The organism is Pseudomonas sp. ADAK21, from assembly GCF_012935735.1.
Classification (GTDB): Bacteria; Pseudomonadota; Gammaproteobacteria; order Pseudomonadales; family Pseudomonadaceae; genus Aquipseudomonas; species Aquipseudomonas proteolytica.
The window spans coordinates 5,458,575-5,479,782 of sequence record NZ_CP052857.1 but is presented as its reverse complement, the minus strand read 5'-3'; the positions used below and the strand labels follow the sequence as shown (position 1 = coordinate 5,479,782).

Genomic DNA, 21,208 nt, shown 5'->3' with positions numbered 1-21,208 from the left:
GTTGACTCTGGCAGGGCGGGGCGGTTGGCGTCCATGACCTCACAGGTCATTGAGATGGCGACGACGTTATCACTAATGTGCGGCTTATTGGGGCCCTCGCCACAACGGCTTCACTCACCTTTACCTATCTAGAGGAAGGACCCTATGCACAGACCCTACATCGCCCTTGCTAGCCTGTTGGCGTTTTCCTTGTATACCCTGGGCACCTTGCTCTGGGCCGAGCAGTCGCTGCTGGCGTTCGGCCTTGAGCTGTTGTCCAGGCCCGACACCGCCCAGGTGGTGATCGACCTGTACCTGATGGCGGCCCTGGCCTGTGTGTGGATGTACCGTGACACCCGCGCCCAGGGCCGGTCGCTGGCCAGTGTGTTGCCGTACTGGCTGCTGACGGCGGTGTTCGTCTCGGTCGGTCCGCTGCTGTACATCGTGGTCAACGGCTTTGCCAGGGGCCGGCAATGAGTAGTCCCCTGCATCTGTTTGCCCTCTGTGTGCTGGTGCTGTTTATCAAGATGCTGGGGATCTCCTGTTACCAGGGTTTTTTCCGCCTCAGGCACCGTGCATTCACCAATCCTGAGGATGCCGGTTTCTTCCAGCGCCCGGCCAATGCCCAGGAACTGCTGCCAGTCAGCCGGGCCGCGAAAGCCTGGGCCAATGACCTGGAAAACATTCCGCTGTTTTTCGTTCTCGGCGGGCTGTGCCTGGCGCTGGACGCCCCGGCAGTCGCGACGGCCTGGCTGTTTGGCCTGTTCACCGTCGCGCGCGTAATGCATACCCTGATGTACCTGGGCGGCCGCCAACCCTGGCGCACCCTGGCCTATGGTGTTGGCCTGGCGTGCCTGCTGGGGCTGGCGGGGTTGGTTGGCGCGGCGTTGCTGCCTATTCGATAGGGTATTTGCCGAACGCCGGGTGTTGCTCGGCCCATTGGGCGTGGCGCTGCAAGTTGGGAAAGTCATCGGCTTTGACCACCGAGGGCACGGCGTACCTTGAAAACGACCAGGCCACCGCGGCGCTCAGCGACGCTAGGTTCAAAGGCTGGCCAGGAGCGTTGGCCAGCAGTTTTTCCAGGCCCCCGTAGGCTGCCAGCAGTTGCCCGGTTACTCGCTCAAGCCACGGTTCATGTAGTTTTTCTGTGGGTCGCAGGTTGTGCTCGTAGTAGATCTGTACGCTCTTGTCACAGGCAGCCAAGGCCAGGCCGATCACTTGCAGGTCCCGCGCACGGGCGGCTGCGGTCTGGGGCAGGAGCTTTTTATCGGCCGGCGCCAGGCTTTCGAAATAGTCCAGGATCAGGCTGGAGTCCATCAGCACCGTGCCGTCGTCGAGCACCAGTGTCGGCGCCTTGACCACCGGGTTGATCCTGGCAAATTCAGCGAAGGTGCTGAACACCGACAGCGACTGCTGCTCAAAATCGACCCCGTACAGGTCCAGGGCAATCGCTACGCGGCGCACATAAGGTGAGTCGAGCATGCCAACCAGTTTCATGAAGCCTCCATTCTTGATGGTGTGATTGTTAATTGCGGATTACTTTATAGCGGCCAAAGTCCTTTCAATATCTATATTTTTTACCTTAAAAGGTTAGTCGAGCTTACATGAGTGCTTTTCCGCCCCTGACCTCCCTGCGCAGTTTCGAAGCCACCGCCAGGCTTGGTAGCGTCACCCTGGCGGCCAAGGAGTTGCATGTCACCCATTCGGCCATCAGTCAGCAGATCAAGGTGCTGGAGCAAATCGTCGGCCTCACGCTGTTCGTGCGCGAAGGGCGCGGCTTGCGCATCAGTGAAGATGGCCGGCTGTACGCGTTGCAGATCCGCCAGGCCCTGGGCGATATCGCCGACGCGACGCGCTTGATCCAGGCCCAGCCCAAGCGGGACGAGTTGGTGGTGGCGGTGTTGCCCTCATTTGGACGCTCCTGGCTGCTGCCGCGACTGCCAGCGTTCCAGCGGCTTTACCCGCACATCAGCATTCGCTTGCAAGCCACCCTGGCCATTACCAACTTGCATCAAGAGTCGGTAGACATGGCGATCCGCATGGGCAAGGGCGAATGGGAAGGAGTGGAGCAGAAACTGCTGTTTCACGACGACGTGGTGGTGGTCGCCGCGCCCCATTTCAACGGCGGGCAATTGCCGCGAACCCCCGAGCAAATCCTGCACAGCCCGATTATCTACAGCAATGAATCCTGGCAGCCGTGGTGCCAGGCCGCTGGCATTGAAATGAGCACCGAACGCAAAGGCCTGTGCAGTAATGACTCCAACCTGGTACTGGAAGCGGTTCGGCTGGGCCAGGGCATCGCCCTGGAGCGGCGTAGCCTGGTGCATGACGCCATCGTGCGCGGGGAGCTGGTGCAGCTGTGCGATATCAGCGCGCCGTATGCCTACCCGTATTGGTTGGCCTGGCCACCTCGGGAAAGCTCGGAAAGCAAACAGCGGGTGTTTTCCGATTGGCTGCATGGGGAAGTGCAGTGCTACATGGCGCAATTGGCGGGCATCGAGCCCTGATTGCAGCGACCACAAAATATCGTGTCACAGGGGCGGTCGCTGCAGTCTGCGACGTTCGGTAGGCGACAGTGCCTGGATCGAGCGTATGGTGGATCGGGCAACCCGTGGATTATCTCTGGAATAGGAGAGGTGACTATGAGCGTTCCCCTGTTGAACAAGATGCATCTCAATGGCTATGACATTGTCCGGGTCAACAGCGGCCCGTGGCGCGTGTGCACCAAGGATGATCGATTGGCTTCCTTTGGCTCCCGTGAGCAGGCAATGGCCTATGCCGCGACGCTACCGGGCTACAAGGTGCGTGCAGGACCTTGAGCCTGCCGGCTTGCCCGTGATGGTGTCGGTTCAGGCAGCACTGCTGCGCCACACAGGCCGCCATCGCCGGCAAGCCGGGGCCTACAAATGGTCCGATCTAGACGAAAGGCTGGCCGCTGAACCCACGTGGCAGGCGCTGCAGGCCGGGTAGGGCAGTCAGCCGTTGGGTCCAGGCGCTGCGCCAGTCATTGCTGGCTTGGCCCGAGCGGGCCTTGCGTGCCGCGCGGCGCGATGCATTGCGCTGGTTGCGGCGGGCTTCCTTGTAGGCATCGGTGTTGCGGCAGGTACGGCATTTGACCCGGTTCAATTCGACCGTGGATGTGAGGTTATTGCCGTGATGGCCGCAAGCGAGGTGCCCGGCGACCTTGAAGTGAGTGACCATGTCAGCGTCTCCTTCTGTGAGGGTACGCGGCACCGCAAATCTGTTGATGCTCGCGCTCAAGGCCAGGCCGGTTGAGGCTGTGCCCTTATATTTCCGACACCATGTGCGGGCCTGCGTTCACCGCGCGCCTGGGTGCGTCGAATCTGAACAATTCTCTCGGGCGTTACAGGTCAGCGGCGGATTTGCTGGGGTACAGGCCGGTCGGCAAAACCACACGTGCTGGCCGATCTTGGCGTTATAGGCAGCAGGGACTATTGTTGGTTGTCTGGCGCACAGCCCATAGGAGGGCGATACCATGAACACCAGTGCTCTACTGGAACAACTGCTACGGGCAGGTCAAGCCTCGATGTCGCAGCAAGGCGGTTCGGCGGCTCCCCAGGGCGGCGCGGGAGGTCTCGGCGGGTTGGGCGGCCTGCTCGGTGGTTTGCTCCGGGGTGGCGGCTCTGCACCCTCTGCGTCTGGTGGTGGCGGCCTGGGCGATCTGCTGGGTGGCCTGGGTGGTATGTTGGGCGCAACCCCGGCGGGCGGTTCGACCCAGGCGCGCAGCGGTGGTACCAACTACGCGGCCCTGGCGTCATTGGGGATGATGGCATTCCAGGCGTATCAAGCCTGGCAGCGCCAGCAGGCTTCGGCACCGCAACAGGCCTTGCAAACGGTTGATCAACTCTCCGGCTCCGACGTCGAGGCCCATAGCCATGCAGTGCTGCGTGCATTGATCGCGGCGGCCAAGGCGGATGGACGGATTGATGAGAAAGAAGAACTGTTGATCTCAACGGAGATCAAGCGCCACACCGACGACCCCGACCTGCAGCAATGGCTCGATGCCCAAGTCGCCAAGCCTTTGGATGCGCGGGATTTTGCCGAATATGCCGGTGACCCGGCCGTAGCCGCCGAGGTCTACCTGGCCAGCGTGATGCTGGTGGATGACCAGCAGGACGCCGAGCGCAACTACCTGGATGAACTGGCGGGAGCGCTGGGCATCGAGCCTGAGTTGCAGCTGCACCTCGAACAGCAAGCCAAACCGGTCTGATACCCGATACCCATGTAGGCGCTGCCTCGCGCAGCGAAACAGCGTCTACATCAGTCCTTCAGAATCGCAGGGTCGCCCCCGTGGTCAGCCAGCGGTCGTGATCCCCCGTCAGGTTGCGCCCGACCACCAGGTCTACATCCACCTGCTTTCCCAGATGCACCCGCGGCCCAGCCTGCCAGGCCTGGTCGCCGTGCTGCTGGCCGTAGCGCTCCGCCAGCAGCGTCAGAGAGTCCGCCACGCGGTATTCCAGGCCGGTGCCCCAGGTCAGCCGCTGGTTTTGTTCGCCATCGTCATAGGCGTGGCTCCAGCCGGCATTGAGGTTCAGGCGCAGTGTTTCAAACGCTTGCCAGGTCAGCGGTACGCCCAGGTCTGCGCCGTCGAATGGGTGCCGACGGTCCACTGCGATATGCGCCGCCGCCGCCCAGGCGATCTCCACGCCCGCATCCTGCCAGGCCCACAGAGACCCCTTGAGTTGCGGGCTGAGTTGGCTCAGCCCAGGCTCATCCTCGATGGCGGCGCCCCATTGCAGATTAGGTAGCGCCCTTGATGTGCAGGCTGCGGAGAGGGTGGTGCGCTGTGTTGAACGGGTGTAGCCAGCGTCGACATTGCATTCGCCCGGGGCGTTGATCGCGCCATCGTCCACCACGTAGCTACCGCCTGCGGCAAAGGCCTTGGACAGCAGGCCCACGGCCAGGGTGGAGCCGATAAAGATCAGGTTGCGGCGCAGCGCCCGTTGCCGCGACGCCGGTAGCCAAGTGAAGGCCGAAAAGAGGGAGTGTTTGTGCATGGGCTCATGCTCCAATTGAACGAGTGTCTGTAGTGATTGGGCGTGGCGAGCGGGCTTGTTGTGGCGAGCGGGCTTGTCGGAACGCCGCATCGCCCGCGCTGGGCTGCGAAGCAGCCCCAAAACCTGCCACCTTGGGCTATCTGATAGAACTCAGTGACTCTATTAGGGCTGCTTCGCAGCCCAGCGCGGGGCAAGCCCGCTCGCCACACCAAGCCCATCTGCCACAAAAAATAGCTGCCACACCCAGCCCTCTTAGCGCCGCAAACTCAGTACCACTGCTTGAACCGGCGGATGTAGAGGGTCTTCATCAGTTGCGCCACGCAGCAGTAGGCCAGCAGGGTGCCGACCAGCCATGGGAAGTACGCCCAAGGCAACGGTTGCAGACCCACGAGGGTGCCCAGGGGTGAGAAGGGCACATAGATCCCCAGCGCGATCACCAGGCTGGTCATCAGCAACACCGGCCAGGCCGCCGTGCTCTGGAAGAACGGGATCTTGCGGGTGCGCAGCATGTGCACCACCAGGGTCTGGGAGAGCAGCCCTTCGACGAACCAGCCGGACTGGAACAGGGTCTGCATTTCTACGCTGTTGGCCGAGAACACGTACCACATCAGGGCAAAGGTGGTGATGTCGAAGATCGACGAGGTCGGCCCGATCCAGATCATGAAGCGCCCGATATTCTGCGCGTCCCACTTGCGTGGCTTGGCCAGGTACTCCTTGTCCATCTTGTCCCACGGCAGGGCCAGCTGGGAGATGTCGTACATCAGGTTTTGCAGGAGCAGGTGGATCGCCAGCATCGGCATGAAGGGAATGAACGCACTGGCCACCAGCACCGAGAACACGTTGCCGAAGTTGGAGCTGGCCGTCATGTTCAGGTACTTCATGATATTGCCGAAGGTCTCGCGGCCTTTAAGCACACCTTCCTCGAGGACCATCAGGCTCTTTTCCAGGAGGATGATGTCGGCCGATTCCTTGGCAATATCGGTTGCGCTGTCCACCGAGATGCCGACGTCGGCATCGCGCAGGGCTGGCGCATCATTGATGCCGTCGCCGAGGAACCCCACGGTGTGACCGTTGGCCTGCAAGGCCTTGAGCACCCGGGACTTTTGCAGCGGGGTCAGCTTGGCGAACACCGTGCGTTGTTCGACCTGCTGCTTGAGGGTGGTATCGTCCATGGCCTCGATGTCCACGCCCAGCAGCGGCTCGCCGGGCTCCAGGCCGACCTGGCGGCAGATGGTGCGGGTGACCACGGCGTTATCGCCGGTCAGCACTTTGACGGCGACACCGATCTCTTGCAGCGCGGCAATGGCCGGGCCGGCGGTTTCTTTTGGCGGATCGAGGAACGTCAGGAAGCCGTGGATCACCAGGTTGCGTTCATCGGCCGGGGTGTATTGCTGGCGCGCCAGGGCCTTGGGGATGTTGCGGGTGGCGACCACCAGCACGCGGAAGCCGTCCTCGTTGAACTCGCTGGCGGTGTGTAGCAATTCCTGGCGACGCCGCTCATCCAGGGCCACGGCGCTGGCGCCTTCCATCACATGGGTGGCGATATCGAGCATTTCTTCCACGGCCCCCTTGCACACCAACAGGTGATCGCCGTGGGCGTCCTTGACCACAATCGACAGGCGGCGACGGACAAAGTCGAAGGGCAGTTCATCGACCTTGCTGTAGGCAAACGGTACCTGGAACTTGGGATTGTGCTGGGAGAACGCCAACACCGCCTGGTCCATCAGGTTCTTCATGCCGCTTTGGTGGTGGCTGTTGAGCCAGGCCAGGGACAGCACCTGGTCGTCCCGCTGGCCGAAGGCGTTGACGTGGTGCTCGAGGATGATTTTGTCCTGGGTCAGGGTGCCGGTCTTGTCGGTGCACAGCACGTCCATCGAACCGAAGTTCTGGATCGCATTCAGGCGCTTGACCACCACTTTGCGCTTGGCCATGGCGTTTGCGCCCTTGGCCAGGTTGGCGCTGACGATCATCGGCAGCATTTCCGGGGTCAGGCCCACGGCCACCGCCAAGGCAAACAGGAAGGCGTCGCCCCAGTCACCCTTGGAAAAGCCATTGAGGAAAAACACGATGGGCACCATCACCAGCATGAAGCGGATCAACAGCCAACTGACGCTGTTCACCCCGCGGTCAAAGGCGGTCTGGACCCGGGAGCCGACGATGGCCTTGGCCAGCGAGCCAAAATAGGTGCGTGGCCCCGTCGCAACCACCACCGCCTGGGCGCGGCCGCTGACAACGTTGGTACCCATGAAGCAAATATTGGGCAGGTCCAGCAGGTTGCTCTGGTCCGTGGCGCTCGGGGTGGCGGACTTTTGCGTGACATCGCCCAGGGTGTCGTACTTCTCCACTGGCAGGGCTTCACCGGTCAGCACGGCCTGGCTGATAAACAGGTCGCGGGACTCGATCAGGCGGATATCGGCCGGGATCATGTCGCCGGCCGACAATTGCACGATATCCCCGGCCACCAGGTCGCGCATCGGCACTTCGCGCAGGGTGGGTTTGGCGCCGACCTGCTCACGGCGTAGCACCGTGGCAGTGGTGCGCACCATGGCCTTGAGGGCTTCGGCGGATTTGGCCGAACGGTGTTCCTGCCAGAAGCGCAGCAGGCTGCTCAGGGCGACCATGGTCATGATGATGATGACCTTGGTCAGGTCCACTTCTTCACCGGCGCGCAGCGGCAGCCAGTAGTCGGTGACAAAGCTGATCACCGCGAGGGTCAGCAGCACGTAGATGAAGGGGTTGTTCAGGGCCTGGAGGAACTGCACCACCGCATGGGGCGGCTTGTCGTGGGCCACCTCGTTATAGCCTTCGCGTTGCAGGCGGGCGCTGGCATCCAGTTCGGTCAGGCCGTCTTTGGTTGCCCGGACGTTGGCCAGGGTGGCCGCCAGGCCGTTTTGCGCTTCGCGGGCGGCGCGCATCGACAGTTTGCTGGCATTGGCGGTGTTGTTGTCTGGACGTTGTTTAGTGTTTACGGCGCTCATGGTTTTTACTCCTGTCGACATACCCGTTACTTGCCTGGCAGGCGAGCGCAAGTATGCCGATTCGCAATGTTTGCGATCAGTTCCAATAACTTTAAAGAGGCGAGTTAATTAACGGGCGCGCAGAAAACTACGGCTGGCTTAGTTCGCAAGGAACGCCAGTTAATTAATTGACCAATAATCAGGAAGTTGCTGTTTCCAGCTGGCTTATGCCACGCGAGCGCTGAGCATCAGGCGCGCTTGGGCAAGCAGGCTGGAAACGCTCCGTCTCTGCGGATCTTGAGGGTCGGCGTGGTCCCATTGCTGAACCAGGTGGCCGGTGGTGGGGCACAGGCGCCAGTGCGCCTGCAGGTGTGCCTGGCTGGTACGCGGGGAAGGGCAGGCAAAGGCCGTGCGCACTGGGGCAACGCCCACGAAAGTACGGCACAGCTTGGCACGCAGGGCTGAGGCCAGCGTGCGTACATCAGGTAGAACAAGGGTTTGGAAATTCATAACACACCTCGGGACCGGACTGGCGCCGGCGCAAGGCAGTTACGTTGGAGCATCAAGCTCTAGCGCAGCTTACCCGGCCTTGAAGGCGAGTCCCGTCATTACACTGGGTTTGGCGCCCGACCCCCGCATTCGCAGGTGAAGGACAGCAACTAGATACTGTGTCCATTGGCTTCTTTTGTGAGGTTGAAAAAAGGCCCGAGTTGCAGGCACGGGCAATCTACTCAGGCAGGCAGTGGATGTCAATCAATAATCAACCTGTTTGTGGGTCGTTCAGACTTCATTCAGATTGGTGTTATTCAATATATAAGTTCAAAGGCTGTAGGCGGCCAATAACGCCAGATAGATCAATACCAACCCACAGGCGCCATGACTGATTCGTTGCCAAGTTGGCGAGGCGTTCTTTCGCAAGACATTCACCAACCCTGCGATCAAAAAGCACGACAGGATCGAGGCCAGCATAAAACCTGCGAAGAACATCAAGGTCTGGCCGTGGCTCGGGGTGGCGCCAACGATGCCTGACAGGGCACTGCCCAAGGCACCCCAGTACACGATGTTCTTCGGGTTGGCCAAAGAGATGGCGGCCCCGACCATCAGCGCATTGCGCCCGCTGCTGGCTGGGGCGCTGTCGGGTTGCGGCAGGCGCCAGGCATCCAGCAGGCTGCGCAGGCCGAGCCAGGCCAGGTATAAGGCGCAAACAGCCGTCAACGGTACGCGCACCGCCTCGTGCTGGATCAACAGGGCCATGCCGGTGAGGCCGATCACCGCCCACGTGGCATCGCCCACCAGCGAGCCTATCTGCACCAGCAGCGCTGGCGTGAACCCATGCAACAGGCCCCGGCGTAGCGTCTCTGCGAGCACGGCGCCGGGGGACAGGCAAAACACAAAGCCAAATACCAGCGCAGAAAAAAAGATCGTCAACATCACCACCCCCATGATTAACCACTAACTCCTGTAGGAGCCGGCAAGCCGACTCCTACAGGTCAGTTTGAGGGCGGGGCAGGTGTGCTGTCTTGGACCGGATTGCGCTTTGATAGCGGCCAGGGGTAATGCCATAGGCCGCACGGAAGTGCCGATTGAGATGGCTCTGGTCGGCAAAACCCAGGTCATGGGCAACCTCGGCGGCGCCCAGGCCACTGCGCAACAAGCCTTGTGCGCGGCGCGTGCGCAGTTGCATGGCCCATTGGCGCGGGCTCAGGCCGGTTTCTTTCTGGAAGGTGCGCAAGACGTGGAATTTGGACAGGCCCAACTCGTCGCCCAAGGCCTCCAGGGCCACGCCCTGATGCAACTGCGCGGCGAGCAGTTCCTGGGCCTGGGCGACTAGCTTTGACCCCGCACTGGCATCTGCCGGCAGGCGCACACCACTGAGCCTGACCACCTCGGCCAGCAGCAACACCAGCGACTCTTCGTTGAGCCCGCGTACCAGCGGGTCGACGCTTAATGCCCCCTTGGCGGCCTGCGCCAGTTGCGCCGCCAAAGCGGGGGCAAAACATAGCGCGCGGTCGAACTCCAGGTGCGCCAGCCCGAGGTCGCTGGCCAGGCGATCGGCACCGGCGTACAGGCTGACAAAGTGCCAGGGCGCGCCCTGGGCCGCGCCGCCACCCTGGATCTGGCCGGGATTGTACAGGGTGATACTGCCGGGCCCGGCCTCAAAGGTGCGGCGGTCCAGCCAGACCTGTTCCTCACCGATCAGGTTGACGCCAATCACGCACTCGTCGTGGCTATGGCGGGCAAACGTCAGGCCGCTACAGGTGGTGCTGCTGATTTCGTAGTGGCCCAGCCAGGCGTGGTGCGCAGAACTCATCGGGTGGGCTCGGTGGCGGCAAGTGGCCAAAGCATACCTTTTTAGACACTCAGTCGCAGGGCCAGCGCGGCCAGGGTGATCAGCAGCACCGGCAGGGTCAGCACGATACCCACCTTGAAGTAATAGCCCCAGGTGATACGAATGCCCTTGCGCGCCAGAATATGCAGCCAGAGCAGGGTCGCCAGGCTGCCGATAGGCGTGATTTTCGGCCCCAGGTCGCTGCCGATAACATTGGCGTAGATCATCGCTTCCTTGACCACGCCCACGGCATGGCTGGCTTCGATGGACAGCGCACCGATCAGCACGGTCGGCAGGTTGTTCATCACCGAAGACAGCAGCGCCGTCAGCACCCCGGTGCCCAGCGCCGCGCCCCACACGCCGTAATCGGCGAAGGTGTTGAGCCAGGTGGCCAGGTAAGTGGTCAGGCCGGCGTTGCGCAGGCCGTACACCACCAGGTACATCCCGAGGGAGAAAATCACGATCTGCCAGGGGGCTTCCTTGAGCACCTTGCGCGTGGATATCTTGTGGCCTTTGGCGGCGATCACCAGCAGCAACAAAGCGCAGGCGGCCGAGATGGCACTGATGGGAATGCCCAGCGGTTCCAGGGCAAAACAGCCGACGAGTAGAATGCCCAGCACCCACCAGGCGGCGTGGAAAGTCGCCGGGTCATGAATGGCGCTGGCCGGTTCGGGCAGGTCGGCGGGGTCATAACTTTGCGGGATATCACGGCGGAAGAACCACAGCAGCACCGCCAGGGTCGCGGCGACACTGACCAGGTTGACCGGCACCATGATCGCCGCATATTCGTTGAAACCAATCTTGAAGTAGTCTGCCGAGACGATGTTCACCAGGTTGGACACCACCAGCGGCAGGCTGGCGGTGTCGGCGATAAACCCTGCGCCCATCACGAACGCGAGGGTCGCCGCGGGTGAGAAGCGCAGCGCCAGGAGCATCGACATGACAATCGGCGTGAGGATCAGGGCCGCACCGTCATTGGCGAACAACGCCGAGACCAGCGCGCCCAGCAGCACCATGTAAGCGAACAGCCTCCGGCCTCGACCACGGCCCCAGCGTGCGACGTGCAACGCGGCCCAGGCGAAAAAACCGGCCTCGTCGAGGATCAGGCTGATGATAATCAGGGCGACGAAGGTACCGGTGGCATTCCAGATGATCTGCCACACCACCGGGATGTCTGCCAGGCTGATCACGCCACAGGCCAGGGCGAGGATCGCCCCCATTGACGCACTCCAGCCTACCCCAAGGCCTTTGGGTTGCCAGATGACCAGCACAATGGTGAACAGGAAGATGGCGACGGCAGCAAGCATCAAGGACATTCTCCGCGGGGTGGCGATTCGACATTTGATTGACCTGTGACAAGGTACTGGGATTGCGTGGCAAGTGCTTGAAATTAAAATGAAACACAACTGTCCTAAAGTGCCCGCCATTGGTGATAAAGGAAGTAACTGTGTGACCCGTGCCACTCGTAACCTGCGCAAGACCCTCGATTCTGTCGCGGACAACAACGAAACCGCGGCTTTCGACTTGATGCGCGCGGTCGAAAAACTCAGCGATGAAGTGCTGCGTCAGCGCCTGCTCAACACCATCCACCGCCTTAACCAGGATGCCCACGAACTGCGGGAGGCCAGGGATGCGGTGGAGCGGGTGTCGGTCAAGCTGGCGTGATAATGGCACGTGCCTCCAGGGCCGGTGAAGTGGCGGCATTTATTGATGAGGCTGCCACGGCCCTGCAGCAATAGTTCCGCTGGGCAACCCTCTGTCCCTGCGCCGGGGCGTTGCCTGCTGCAAGATCGTTCAAGACAATCCTGATTAGCGCTGCCATGCTTATCGACTGTCTGTCGATGAGCCTGTTGTCCATGCCTACTGCCTTGCCGCATTACGCTTTCGCCCGCGGCGCGATTGCGATCATTCCTCTTTCATTGGCCTGCGCCCCATGGGGCCTGTTGGCCGGCTCCCTGGCGATTGACGCCCAGTTCACCCCGCTGGAAAGCCAGGGCCTGTCGGCCATTGTGTTCGCCGGTGCCGCGCAGCTGGTGGCGATTGGCATGGTCAAGAGCGGCGCCAGTCTGATTGCCATTTTGCTCACGACCTTGCTGCTGACCTCCCAGCACTTGCTGTATGGCATGCATATGCGCGCCACCCTGTCGCCTTTGCCGGCGCGGTGGCGCATGAGCCTGGGCTTTTTGCTCACGGATGAGTTCTTCGCGTTGGTCAGCCAATATGACCGCCAGACCTTCAACCGCTGGTATGCCCTGGGTGTGGGCCTGACGTTCTATGTGGCCTGGAACCTGTTCACCCTGGCCGGCATCGTGCTCGGCAAGAGCATCCCCAACCTCGATCAACTGGGCCTGGAGTTCTCCATCGCCGCAACCTTTATCGCCTTGATCACCCCGGTGGTGCGTGATGTGCCAACGGTGGTGTGCGTGGCGGTGGCCTTGCTGTTTTCGGTGCTGCTCAGTTACTGGCACTGGGAGTCGGCGGTGGTGGTGTCGGGGTTGCTGGGGATGTGTGCAGGGTATGCCTGCAAACGCTTGGGAGTGGGGCAGCAATGATTTTTGTGATGATTATCGGCATGGGCCTGGCGGTGTTTTTCAACCGTTACCTGTTTCTTGAGCCGCGCTTGCCGGTGCGCCTGAATCGCGGCGCGCGGGAGTTTCTCGGGTTCGCGGTGCCCGGCATGTTGACGGCTATTTGCGGGCCGATCATTTTCCTCGCCGAGCACAAGCTCAACCTGAGCCCCACCAACCCTTACTTGTTGGCCGGGGTCTGCGCGGTGGCCTTGATGTTCTGGACCCGCAGCGTGTTGACCACGGTGCTGCTGAGCATGGCGCTGTTCTATCTGTTCCGCTGGTTACTTTAAGTGTTCCTGTGACGGCTATCGCCACGAGGTTTCAATGGTAAAGTCGCGTTTTTTCCAAGGAAGCGATGGCATGCGGAAGGTAGTAATAGGTGCGTTGGTCCTGGCGGCGCTGGCCGGTTGCGCAGGTTCGAAGATGAATGACGCACGCTCTGGCGCGCCCTATAAAACCCTGGCCTCAGACAAGGCCGCATTGGTCGTCGCCCAGTGCATCCAGTTCGGCTGGCAGGACGAGGCGGTGTTCGGTGTGGATGCCGGCGGCTTTATGGAGCCGGCGCAAGGCGGGGGCCATACGGTCTACACCACGGGCGGTGACTACTTTGTCGACGTGCGCAGTGTCGGCAGCAGCACTACCGTCAGTTACTACGCAGCCGAAGATAATTTCGCGGCCAAGCGCCGCCTGGCCGCTGCTGCGACCTGTCTGTAAGTTGCTTCCTTAGAATTCTTCAGAAATGCCCGGCGGACACCCCGCCGGCTTTGCCTTAAAATACCCGCGCTTGCCCGACATGATGGCTCTTTACCAGTACATGGATGTCGAGGCCTAAATGTCGGGCAAGCACCTTTTCAGCGTGGCATGTAGCCCAGGTGCCAGCGCCGCGGAATCTTCAGCGACACCAGCCCCAGCAGCGCCGACAACAGGCCGCTGACCAGCAGGGCCTTGATCCCCAACTGATGTTCGAGCAAGGCGCCAATCACCGCGCCGACAAACATCCCGGCCCACGGGATCAACTGCACGCGCCAGCCATTACGGCGCTCCCCCAGCATCCAGCGCCCCAGCCCGCGACCGAAACGCGACAACGCGCCGGTCACGTAAGTCAGCCCCACGGGCAGGCCATTGACCTGTTCCACCGCCGCATTAAGCATGCCCATGGCGATGATCGCGGCCAGCACCGCGGGTAATTGCTCGGCCATCGGCCACGCGGCGGCGCCGCACAGCAGCGTGGCGATACACAGCAACAGCGGCAACGCGTGGCGCTTGCTGATGCGGCTGATGATCACCCCCAGCGCATTGCCCAGGATAAACGTCGCCACCAGCAGGGTGAGGCGCCCGGTCAGCCCCAGGTCGCCTTCACTGATCGCCACCGCCAGCCGCGTGGTGTTGCCACTCATGAACGAGACAAAATCCCCACTGGCCATAAAACCGATGGCGTCGGTCATGCCGGCCAGCACCGAGAGGCTGGCCACCAGTGTCAGGCCGATGCGCCCCCGCCATTTGTGCTGGTGCTGCAGGGCGGTATTGATCAGGGGTTTAGGGGAGGAGGGCAGCACGGCGAGAGGTTCCTCAATGAGATTATCCGGCCACTAACGTAGGACGCTTTCGGGTTGACTGCAATGACTTGGCACATCCTTCAGTGCACCTCCAGGCGCCAGCCCATGGCGTCCCAGGTCAGGACATGGGTCGGTTTGAGCGCGTTGAGAAACGCCGCGTCATGGGAGACCGCAATCAGCGCGCCGGCAAAGCCCTGTAAAGCCTGCTCGAAGGCCATCACCGACTCCAGGTCCAGGTGGTTGGTGGGCTCGTCCAGGAGCAGCAGTTGCGCGGGGATCTTGCGCCATAAAGCAATCGCCATCGCCGCCTTCAAGCGCTCACCCCCGCTGAGTTGGCCGATGGGTTGGGTGACGCGCAACGCGTCCAGTTGCAACAGCGCCAGGCGAGTGCGCAGTTGGGCTTCGGCCAGGGGCGTGTCCATCAATTTGAGTTGTTCGACGATCGATTGCCCATCGTCGAGCAGGGTCAACTGCTGGTCGAGATAGGCACAGGGCACATGAACCGTGCATTGGCCGCGGATGGGTTGCCATTGACCCGCCAGCAGTTTGAGCAGGGTGGACTTGCCGCAGCCATTGGGCCCATGGACCGCGACCCGCACCGGCCCGCTCAGGCTCGCGTTGATAAAGGTGCTTGGCGCGCGCGGATCGAGCCAGGGCAACTGGCAGTCGGCCAGGGTCAGCACTTGGCGACCTGCGGGCAGGGGCGTGCCGGGCAAGGCGAGGAAGGTCGGCGTTTCGTCCACCACCCGTTCGTGGGCGGTGCGTACGCGTTCATTCAACGCCTGCTTTTGCTGCACATGGGCGCTGCGCACGTTACTGACGATTTCGTTGGCGGCGCCTTTCCACCTGGATTTGGTGAAGGCGTCGACATTGGCGGTCTCTGCATATTTACGGGCGCTGGCGGCGTGGCGCTGGAAGCTGTCGATATCCTTTTTCAAGCGTTGATGCTCACGCCGCCGATCCAGCCGGGCGTGTTCCAGGGCCGCCTGGGCGGCGTGCTGTTCGGCATCGCGCTGCGCACGATAGTCGTCGTAATTGCCGCCATAGAGCCGGGCCCCGAGGGGTGACAGCTCGATGATCCGCCCCAGGCTATTGAGCAGGCGCCGGTCATGGCTGACCACCACCAGGCCACCGCGCCAGGCGCTGAGGGTCGCCAACAGCCAGTCGCGGCCGGCGCTGTCGAGATGGTTGGTGGGTTCGTCGAGAATCAGCAACTGCGGCGCACGCATCAGGGCGCCAATCAGGGCGATCCTGGCCAATTGGCCGCCGCTCAGTTGTGCGGCGGGTTGATCGGGACTGATCTGCGCCAGGCCGGCACCGTCGAGCGCCTGGCGCAGGCGCTCGGCCAGGTCCCAGCGATCGTCGATCAGTTCCAGATCGTCAGCTTGCGCTTGACCCTTTGCCAGGCGTTCAAGGGCGGCCAGGATATGCGCACAACCGCTGACCTGGGCCACGGTCTGCCCTGGCAGCAGCTCAATGCTTTGTGGGACATAGGCGATACGGGCCGAGGACTTGATAACGCCATGCGATGGCTCAAGCACGCCGGCCAACAGACGGGCCAACACACTCTTGCCCATGCCATTACGGCCGACAATCCCGGTGGGGGCGTGATCGATAGAGAAGTTGAGGTCTTCCAACAGCGTCTCGCCATTGGCGAATTGGAAACCCACGTGATGCAAGGAAACAAGTACAGGCAGCCGGTTGACGTCAGTCATCAGCACCTCCAGAACAATGTGGCACAAGCCAACAAGCGCGCCAGGCGGCTCGTTGCGTTTACATGTTGGAAGGCTTAGTTGTTCACGTCGGCGGTCGTCCTGCTGTAGGAAAGGACCGATAGCCTAGCGCAGTTGCTGCAGATTTCCTACGCCTTTGGCAAGGTCAATGCCGCCTGTACGAGCGAGCTTGCTCGCCAAGCGCGTGTATGCAGGATAAACGCGGTGTTCTCGAGTTTTTCGCGAGCAAGCTCGCTCCTACAGTTGTTCGAGAAACATTGCCAGCCCGACTTCTTCGGCCTTCAGGCCCTTGCGTACCCTGGGCCTGGGCAGCTTCGCCAGCGCGCCCAGGCTGAAGTGCTCGAGCACGGCCGGGTGGATGTAGCACTTGCGGCACACCGCCGGGGTGTTGCCCAGCTGCCGGGCGACATTCTTGACCATCTGCACCACATGCCTTTTGGCATCCGACTCCGGTTGCCATGCCAGTTCGCGCAAGACTGCCAGGGCCTGGGCGCTGCCGGCCCAGGTGCGATAGTCCTTGGCGGTAAAGTCGGCCCCAGTGAGGCTGTGCAGGTACGCGTTGACGTCAGTGGAGCTGACGGTATGCCGCTCGCCGTCTGCGTCCAGGTACTGGAACAGGTTCTGCCCCGGCAACTCCAGGCAGCGTTTGAGCACGCTCGCCAGGCGCCGATCCTTGATGCTGACCTGGTGCTCGACACCGCTCTTGCCACGGAACTGGAACTGGATTTCGCTGCCCTTGATATCCACGTGACGGGTGCGCAACGTGGTCAGGCCATAGGAGCGGTTATCGCGGGCGTATTGGCTGTTGCCGACGCGGATCAACGTGGCATCGAGCAATAGCACCACGGTAGCCAGGACCTTCTCCCGATTGAACCCCGGTGCCTCTACCTGTGCTTGCAGCTGCTTGCGCAGTTTGGGCAGCGCATTGCCGAACGCCTGCAGCCGTGAGTACTTGTCGCTGTCGCGCACTTCGCGCCAGCGTGGGTGATAGCGGTATTGCTTGCGGCCCCGGGCGTCACGCCCGGTGGCCTGCAGGTGCCCCTTGGGATCGGCGCAGATCCATACGTCGGTATAGGCCGGCGGGATAGCGAGGGCGTTGATCCGCTGGATTTCGGCGGCGTCGGTCAGGCGTTGGCCGTGACTATCGAAATACTGGAACTTGCCCCGCAGTTTGCGGCGGCTCAAGCCTGGTTGAGTGTCGTCAACGTAGTGCAGGTCACGGGGCAGGTCCACGGGCAGGCTGGAGTCGGGCATGGGGCAGAGTCCTTGGCAACAAATCAGGCCGGTATGGCTGATTGACCGCAGCCCTGTGCCGTCCGTTCAAGCCAGTACCGCGACCGCCTTGATCTGTGCCCACAGCGCCTGGCCGGGGTGCACCTGCAGTTGGTCCCGCGAGTAACGGGTGATCCGTGCCAGCAGCGGTGTGCCCGCCGCGTCGAGCCGCACCAGCACATGGGCGCTGTTGTCGGCGGGGATCTCCTGGGTCACGGTCACGGGCAAGCAGTTGAGGATGCTGCTGTGCTCCCCGGGTTGCAGGCTGAGGCTGACATCCCGGGCCTGGACCTTGAACCGCAGGTGCTTGCCCAGGTCGAGCGGGGCATGGGCCACGCGCATTTGCAGCGGGCTGTCGGGCAGTTGCAGGGTCAGCAGTTGGTAGTGGGCGTCATGGCTGCTGACGGTTCCATTGATAACCACGCCGGCATCGTCGCCACGGGCCAGCGGCAGGTCGAGCCGCGCCAGGGTTTCGCCGATCGGGCCGCTGGCCAGGGCCTTGCCCTCACTGAGCAGGACAATGTGATCGGCCAGGCGCGCCACTTCATCCTGGGCATGGCTGACGTACAACACCGGGATTTCCAGTTGGTCGTGCAGGCGCTCCAGGTACGGCAGGATTTCGCCTTTGCGCTTGCTGTCGAGGGCGGCCAGGGGTTCGTCCATCAGCAATAGCTGCGGGCTGGTGAGCAGGGCGCGGGCGATGCCGACGCGTTGACGCTCGCCGCCAGACAAATGCTGCGGATGGCGATCGAGCAGGTGGCCGATGCCCAGCAATTGCGTGGCCTGGGCCAGGTCTACGCGGCGCTGGCCCTTGGGGATGCGCTTGAGGCCGAACTCCAGGTTGGCCAGCACCGACAGGTGGGGAAACAGGCTGGCCTCTTGAAACACATAGCCGAGGGCACGCTTGTGCGGTGGCACAAATACACCGTTGCGGCTGTCTTGCCAGACCTGATCGTTGATCTGCACAAAACCATCGCCGGCCCGCTCCAGCCCGGCAATGCAGCGCAGGCACGTGGTTTTGCCCGAGCCTGAATGCCCGTAGAGCGCGGTGACGCCGCGCCCCGGCAGCTTCAGGTCAACATCCAGGGCAAACCCGGAATAGTTCAGTTGCAGGCGCACTTCAATCATCGACATCAGCTCCAGCCTGCCTTGGTTTTACGGCTGGAGTAGAGCGCCAGCAACACCAGGAAAGAAAACACCACCATCGCCCCGGCCAACCAGTGGGCCTGGGCGTACTCCATGGCTTCGACATGGTCGTAGATCTGCACCGAGACCACGCGGGTCTTGTCGGGGATATTGCCACCGATCATCAGCACCACGCCGAACTCGCCCACGGTATGGGCAAAGCCAAGGATCGACGCGGTGATAAATCCGGGGCGGGCCAGCGGCAGGATCACGCTGAAAAACGTATCCCAGGGATTGGCTCGCAGGGTGGCAGCGACTTCCAGGGGCCGGCTGCCAATGGCCGAGAACGCGTTTTGCAACGGTTGCACCACAAACGGCATGGAGTAGATCACCGAGCCAATCACCAGGCCGGCAAAGCTGAAGGTCAAGGTGCCCAGCCCCAGCCATTGGGTGAACTGCCCGAGGTAACCGTGGGGCCCCATGGTCAGTAGCAGGTAGAAACCAATCACCGTCGGCGGCAGCACCAGCGGCAGGGCGACCACCGCGCCTATCGGCCCGCGCCACCAGGAGCGCGTGTGCGACAGCCATAGGGCGATGGGAGTGCCGATGATCAGCAGAATCACGGTGGTCAGCGACGCGAGTTTCAGGGTCAGCCAGATCGCGGAAAAATCGGCACTCGATAGCGGCATTTACAGTTGATAACCGTAGGATTTGATAACGGCAGCGGCTTTAGGCCCCTTGAGGTAGTCAACCAATGCCTTGGCGGCCGGGTTGTCCTTGCCTTTGTTGAGGATTACCGCGTCCTGTTTGATCGGGTCATGCATCTCGCCAGGGACGATCCACGCCGAGCCGCTGCTGACTTTGCCGTCTTTGTAGATCTGCGACAAGGCCACAAAGCCCAATTCGGCATTGCCGGTGGACACGAACTGATAGGCCTGGGTGATGTTCTGCCCTTCGACGAGCTTGCTCTTGACCTGTTCGGTCAGGCCCAGTTTGGCCAGCACCTGGGTGGCAGCGAGGCCGTAGGGTGCAGCTTTCGGGTTGGCAATGGACAGGTGCTGGTATTCATTTTTCTTCAGCACTGCGCCCTTGGCATCCACATAACCTTCCTTGGCCGACCACAGCGCCAGGGTGCCCACCGCATAGGTGAAGCGCGAACCCTTGACGGTGTCGCCTTCGCTTTCGAGTTTTTGCGGGGTGGTGTCGTCAGCGCTGAGGAACACTTCAAACGGCGCGCCGTTCTTGATCTGGGTATAGAACTGCCCGGTGGCCCCGTAGGCGGCGACCAACGTGTGGCCAGTGTCCTTTTCGAAATCAGCGGCGATGGCCTGGATCGGTGCGGTGAAGTTGGCGGCGACCGCCACCTGGACTTCGTCGGCCTGTGCCGAGCCCAAGGTAAAGAGGGCGATCAGGGCGGTAGGGGCCAGGCGTGAGGCGCGGATCATCATGAAGCAGCTCCTTGGAGTGCCGACGTGGCGGCTTGTTAGAGTTAGTCGCTATGTACGTGAATATATAGCGGTTCGCCATCGTCGGTACAGTGCAAAGTTGCCTCAGGGGTCTAGCCCTTGTTGAGTTGTGCCAGCGCCTGGCGGGCCAGCCTCAGGGTCAGCTCGCGTGTTGGCAGATCCTGGCCCAGACGCAACGCCTGGCCGGCCCACAGGCTGCTGAAGTCGGCTTCATCCAGGGCGCGCAACGGCATCAACGCACCACCGGCCAAGGGAAACGCCGGGGCTGTGGGGTTAATTGGCCCCAGTTCGCGCATCACCCGATTGACGATCCCTCGCGCCGGGCGGCCGGTGAACAGGTTGGTCAGTGCCGTTTCGCTGGCCGGGGCACTATGCAGCGCCTGATGGTGGGAGGGCGTGATAGTGGCCTCGGGCGTGAACAGGTAGGCCGTGCCGATCTGCACGGCCGAGGCGCCAAGGGCGAACGCGGCGACGATCCCCCGCGCATCACCGATCCCGCCGGCGGCGATCACCGGTAAGTTGACCGCATCCACCACCTGGGGCACCAGGGCCATGGTGCCGATCTGGCTGGTCAGGCGGTCGCTGAGAAACATCCCGCGATGCCCGCCCGCTTCATAGCCCATGGCGATGATTGCATCGCAGCCATGCTGTTCCAGCCAGATCGCTTCTTCAACCGTGGTCGCGGACGACAGCACTTTTGCACCCGTGGCCTTGACCCGATCGAGCAGAGACTTTTCCGGCAGGCCGAAGTGGAAACTGACGACCTGCGGGCGAAACTCTTCCACTACGTCACAGGCAGCATCGTCGAACGGTGCGCGATTGGAGACCGGGGTGGGCGCGTCAAAATCGGCGCCCAATTCCCGGTAATACGGCTCCAGGATCTGCTTCCACTGGTGATCGCGCTCGGAGTCGGGTGCCGGCGGCTGATGGCAGAAGAAATTGACGTTCAGCGGGCGCTCGCTGGCCTGGCGAATGGTGGTCAGGGCCTGGCGCAGTTGATCGATGCTCAAGGTGGCGGCAGGCATGGAGCCCAGGGCGCCGGCCTGGCTTGCGGCGATCACCATCTGCGGGCTGGTGCTGCCGGCCATGGGCGCCTGGATGATCGGCAGTTCAATGCCCAGCAGGTCAAGAATCCGCGTGTCTGGCCAGATGCTCATGGGGTGCTTCTCCAGTGGATTAACGGTCTGGCCCTTTTAACAGGGG

Annotated in this window: 24 protein-coding genes; 9 read left to right on the top strand and 15 right to left on the bottom strand. The window is 62.2% G+C overall.

Translation table 11 applies throughout. From position 1 onward, the window contains the following. Positions 1 to 144: 144 nt before the first annotated feature. Positions 145 to 456: a DUF2834 domain-containing protein gene (locus HKK57_RS24565; RefSeq protein WP_169390970.1), complete on the top strand. Its 312-nt coding sequence runs from the start codon at positions 145 to 147 to the stop codon at positions 454 to 456. Further along, positions 453 to 884, top strand: coding sequence for an MAPEG family protein (locus HKK57_RS24560; protein WP_029294573.1), 432 nt, complete (start codon positions 453 to 455; stop codon positions 882 to 884). The genes HKK57_RS24565 and HKK57_RS24560 overlap by 4 nt, the downstream gene beginning before the upstream one ends. Here the strand turns inward: HKK57_RS24560 and HKK57_RS24555 are convergent. Then, on the bottom strand, positions 874 to 1,476 hold the full coding sequence (locus HKK57_RS24555) for a glutathione S-transferase family protein (RefSeq protein WP_169390969.1): 603 nt from the start codon (positions 1,474 to 1,476) through the stop codon (positions 874 to 876). The genes HKK57_RS24560 and HKK57_RS24555 overlap by 11 nt on opposite strands. A 107-nt stretch (positions 1,477 to 1,583) precedes the next feature. Between HKK57_RS24555 and HKK57_RS24550 the strand changes: the two genes are divergently transcribed. After that, on the top strand, positions 1,584 to 2,486 hold the full coding sequence (locus HKK57_RS24550; protein ID WP_029294577.1) for a LysR substrate-binding domain-containing protein: 903 nt from the start codon (positions 1,584 to 1,586) through the stop codon (positions 2,484 to 2,486). Positions 2,487 to 2,621: 135 nt separating this feature from the next. Then, complete coding sequence (locus HKK57_RS24545) at positions 2,622 to 2,798, top strand: DUF2188 domain-containing protein (RefSeq protein ID WP_169390968.1); 177 nt, start codon at positions 2,622 to 2,624, stop codon at positions 2,796 to 2,798. Positions 2,799 to 2,895: 97 nt separating this feature from the next. On the opposite strand, the gene HKK57_RS24540 is transcribed toward HKK57_RS24545, so the two are convergent. Further along, positions 2,896 to 3,180, bottom strand: coding sequence for a hypothetical protein (locus tag HKK57_RS24540; protein ID WP_029294579.1), 285 nt, complete (start codon positions 3,178 to 3,180; stop codon positions 2,896 to 2,898). 295 nt (positions 3,181 to 3,475) lie between these two features. Here HKK57_RS24540 and HKK57_RS24535 point away from each other — a divergent pair, with 295 nt between their 5' ends. After that, positions 3,476 to 4,210 carry a tellurite resistance TerB family protein gene (locus HKK57_RS24535; protein ID WP_029294582.1) on the top strand — a complete coding sequence of 245 codons (735 nt, stop codon included), beginning with the start codon at positions 3,476 to 3,478 and terminating at the stop codon, positions 4,208 to 4,210. Positions 4,211 to 4,268: 58 nt separating this feature from the next. Here HKK57_RS24535 and HKK57_RS24530 read toward each other — a convergent pair whose 3' ends face one another. The 6 genes from HKK57_RS24530 to HKK57_RS24505 form a co-directional block, all read right to left on the bottom strand. Next, positions 4,269 to 4,997 (bottom strand): hypothetical protein, encoded by a 729-nt coding sequence (locus HKK57_RS24530; RefSeq protein ID WP_029294584.1) that lies wholly within the window; start codon positions 4,995 to 4,997, stop codon positions 4,269 to 4,271. A 266-nt stretch (positions 4,998 to 5,263) separates the two neighbouring features. Then, the gene (mgtA, locus tag HKK57_RS24525; RefSeq protein ID WP_442962259.1) at positions 5,264 to 7,975 is read right to left on the bottom strand and encodes a magnesium-translocating P-type ATPase; all 2,712 of its coding nucleotides are present in this window, start codon (positions 7,973 to 7,975) and stop codon (positions 5,264 to 5,266) included. A 204-nt stretch (positions 7,976 to 8,179) separates the two neighbouring features. Further along, positions 8,180 to 8,464 carry a hypothetical protein gene (locus tag HKK57_RS24520; RefSeq protein ID WP_154905812.1) on the bottom strand — a complete coding sequence of 95 codons (285 nt, stop codon included), beginning with the start codon at positions 8,462 to 8,464 and terminating at the stop codon, positions 8,180 to 8,182. Between the two features lie 309 nt (positions 8,465 to 8,773). Beyond that, entirely contained in the window at positions 8,774 to 9,385 is a 612-nt protein-coding gene (locus HKK57_RS24515; protein WP_092236314.1) for a LysE family translocator, read from the bottom strand. A gap of 52 nt (positions 9,386 to 9,437) precedes the next feature. Further along, the gene (locus tag HKK57_RS24510; protein ID WP_169390966.1) at positions 9,438 to 10,265 is read right to left on the bottom strand and encodes a helix-turn-helix domain-containing protein; all 828 of its coding nucleotides are present in this window, start codon (positions 10,263 to 10,265) and stop codon (positions 9,438 to 9,440) included. 41 nt (positions 10,266 to 10,306) lie between these two features. Then, entirely contained in the window at positions 10,307 to 11,590 is a 1,284-nt protein-coding gene (locus tag HKK57_RS24505; RefSeq protein WP_169390965.1) for an arsenic transporter, read from the bottom strand. 142 nt (positions 11,591 to 11,732) lie between these two features. Here HKK57_RS24505 and HKK57_RS24500 point away from each other — a divergent pair, with 142 nt between their 5' ends. The 4 genes from HKK57_RS24500 (at position 11,733) to HKK57_RS24485 (ending at position 13,567) form a co-directional block, all read left to right on the top strand. Further along, on the top strand, positions 11,733 to 11,948 hold the full coding sequence (locus tag HKK57_RS24500) for a hypothetical protein (protein ID WP_003212603.1): 216 nt from the start codon (positions 11,733 to 11,735) through the stop codon (positions 11,946 to 11,948). A 191-nt stretch (positions 11,949 to 12,139) separates the two neighbouring features. Then, on the top strand, positions 12,140 to 12,835 hold the full coding sequence (locus HKK57_RS24495) for an AzlC family ABC transporter permease (RefSeq protein WP_070996350.1): 696 nt from the start codon (positions 12,140 to 12,142) through the stop codon (positions 12,833 to 12,835). Continuing rightward, positions 12,832 to 13,143, top strand: coding sequence for an AzlD domain-containing protein (locus HKK57_RS24490; protein WP_029294610.1), 312 nt, complete (start codon positions 12,832 to 12,834; stop codon positions 13,141 to 13,143). Before HKK57_RS24495 ends, HKK57_RS24490 begins: the two co-directional genes overlap by 4 nt. Positions 13,144 to 13,213: 70 nt before the next feature. Next, positions 13,214 to 13,567 (top strand): hypothetical protein, encoded by a 354-nt coding sequence (locus HKK57_RS24485; protein WP_169390964.1) that lies wholly within the window; start codon positions 13,214 to 13,216, stop codon positions 13,565 to 13,567. Positions 13,568 to 13,704: 137 nt separating this feature from the next. On the opposite strand, the gene HKK57_RS24480 is transcribed toward HKK57_RS24485, so the two are convergent. The 7 genes from HKK57_RS24480 to HKK57_RS24450 form a co-directional block, all read right to left on the bottom strand. Then, positions 13,705 to 14,409: a YoaK family protein gene (locus HKK57_RS24480; RefSeq protein ID WP_029294615.1), complete on the bottom strand. Its 705-nt coding sequence runs from the start codon at positions 14,407 to 14,409 to the stop codon at positions 13,705 to 13,707. 80 nt (positions 14,410 to 14,489) lie between these two features. After that, on the bottom strand, positions 14,490 to 16,124 hold the full coding sequence (locus HKK57_RS24475; protein ID WP_169390963.1) for an ABC-F family ATP-binding cassette domain-containing protein: 1,635 nt from the start codon (positions 16,122 to 16,124) through the stop codon (positions 14,490 to 14,492). 255 nt (positions 16,125 to 16,379) lie between these two features. Then, entirely contained in the window at positions 16,380 to 17,396 is a 1,017-nt protein-coding gene (locus HKK57_RS24470) for a DNA topoisomerase IB (RefSeq protein ID WP_070996300.1), read from the bottom strand. A gap of 66 nt (positions 17,397 to 17,462) precedes the next feature. Further along, positions 17,463 to 18,548, bottom strand: coding sequence for a molybdenum ABC transporter ATP-binding protein (gene modC / locus HKK57_RS24465; protein WP_178121972.1), 1,086 nt, complete (start codon positions 18,546 to 18,548; stop codon positions 17,463 to 17,465). Next, a complete protein-coding gene (modB, locus tag HKK57_RS24460) occupies positions 18,548 to 19,228 on the bottom strand; it encodes a molybdate ABC transporter permease subunit (protein ID WP_070996299.1) in 681 nt (226 codons plus the stop codon). Before modB ends, modC begins: the two co-directional genes overlap by 1 nt. After that, positions 19,229 to 19,984: a molybdate ABC transporter substrate-binding protein gene (gene modA, locus HKK57_RS24455; protein WP_371923826.1), complete on the bottom strand. Its 756-nt coding sequence runs from the start codon at positions 19,982 to 19,984 to the stop codon at positions 19,229 to 19,231. A 113-nt stretch (positions 19,985 to 20,097) separates the two neighbouring features. Then, positions 20,098 to 21,162 (bottom strand): NAD(P)H-dependent flavin oxidoreductase, encoded by a 1,065-nt coding sequence (locus HKK57_RS24450; RefSeq protein WP_169390962.1) that lies wholly within the window; start codon positions 21,160 to 21,162, stop codon positions 20,098 to 20,100. Between the last annotated feature and the right edge of the window lie 46 nt (positions 21,163 to 21,208).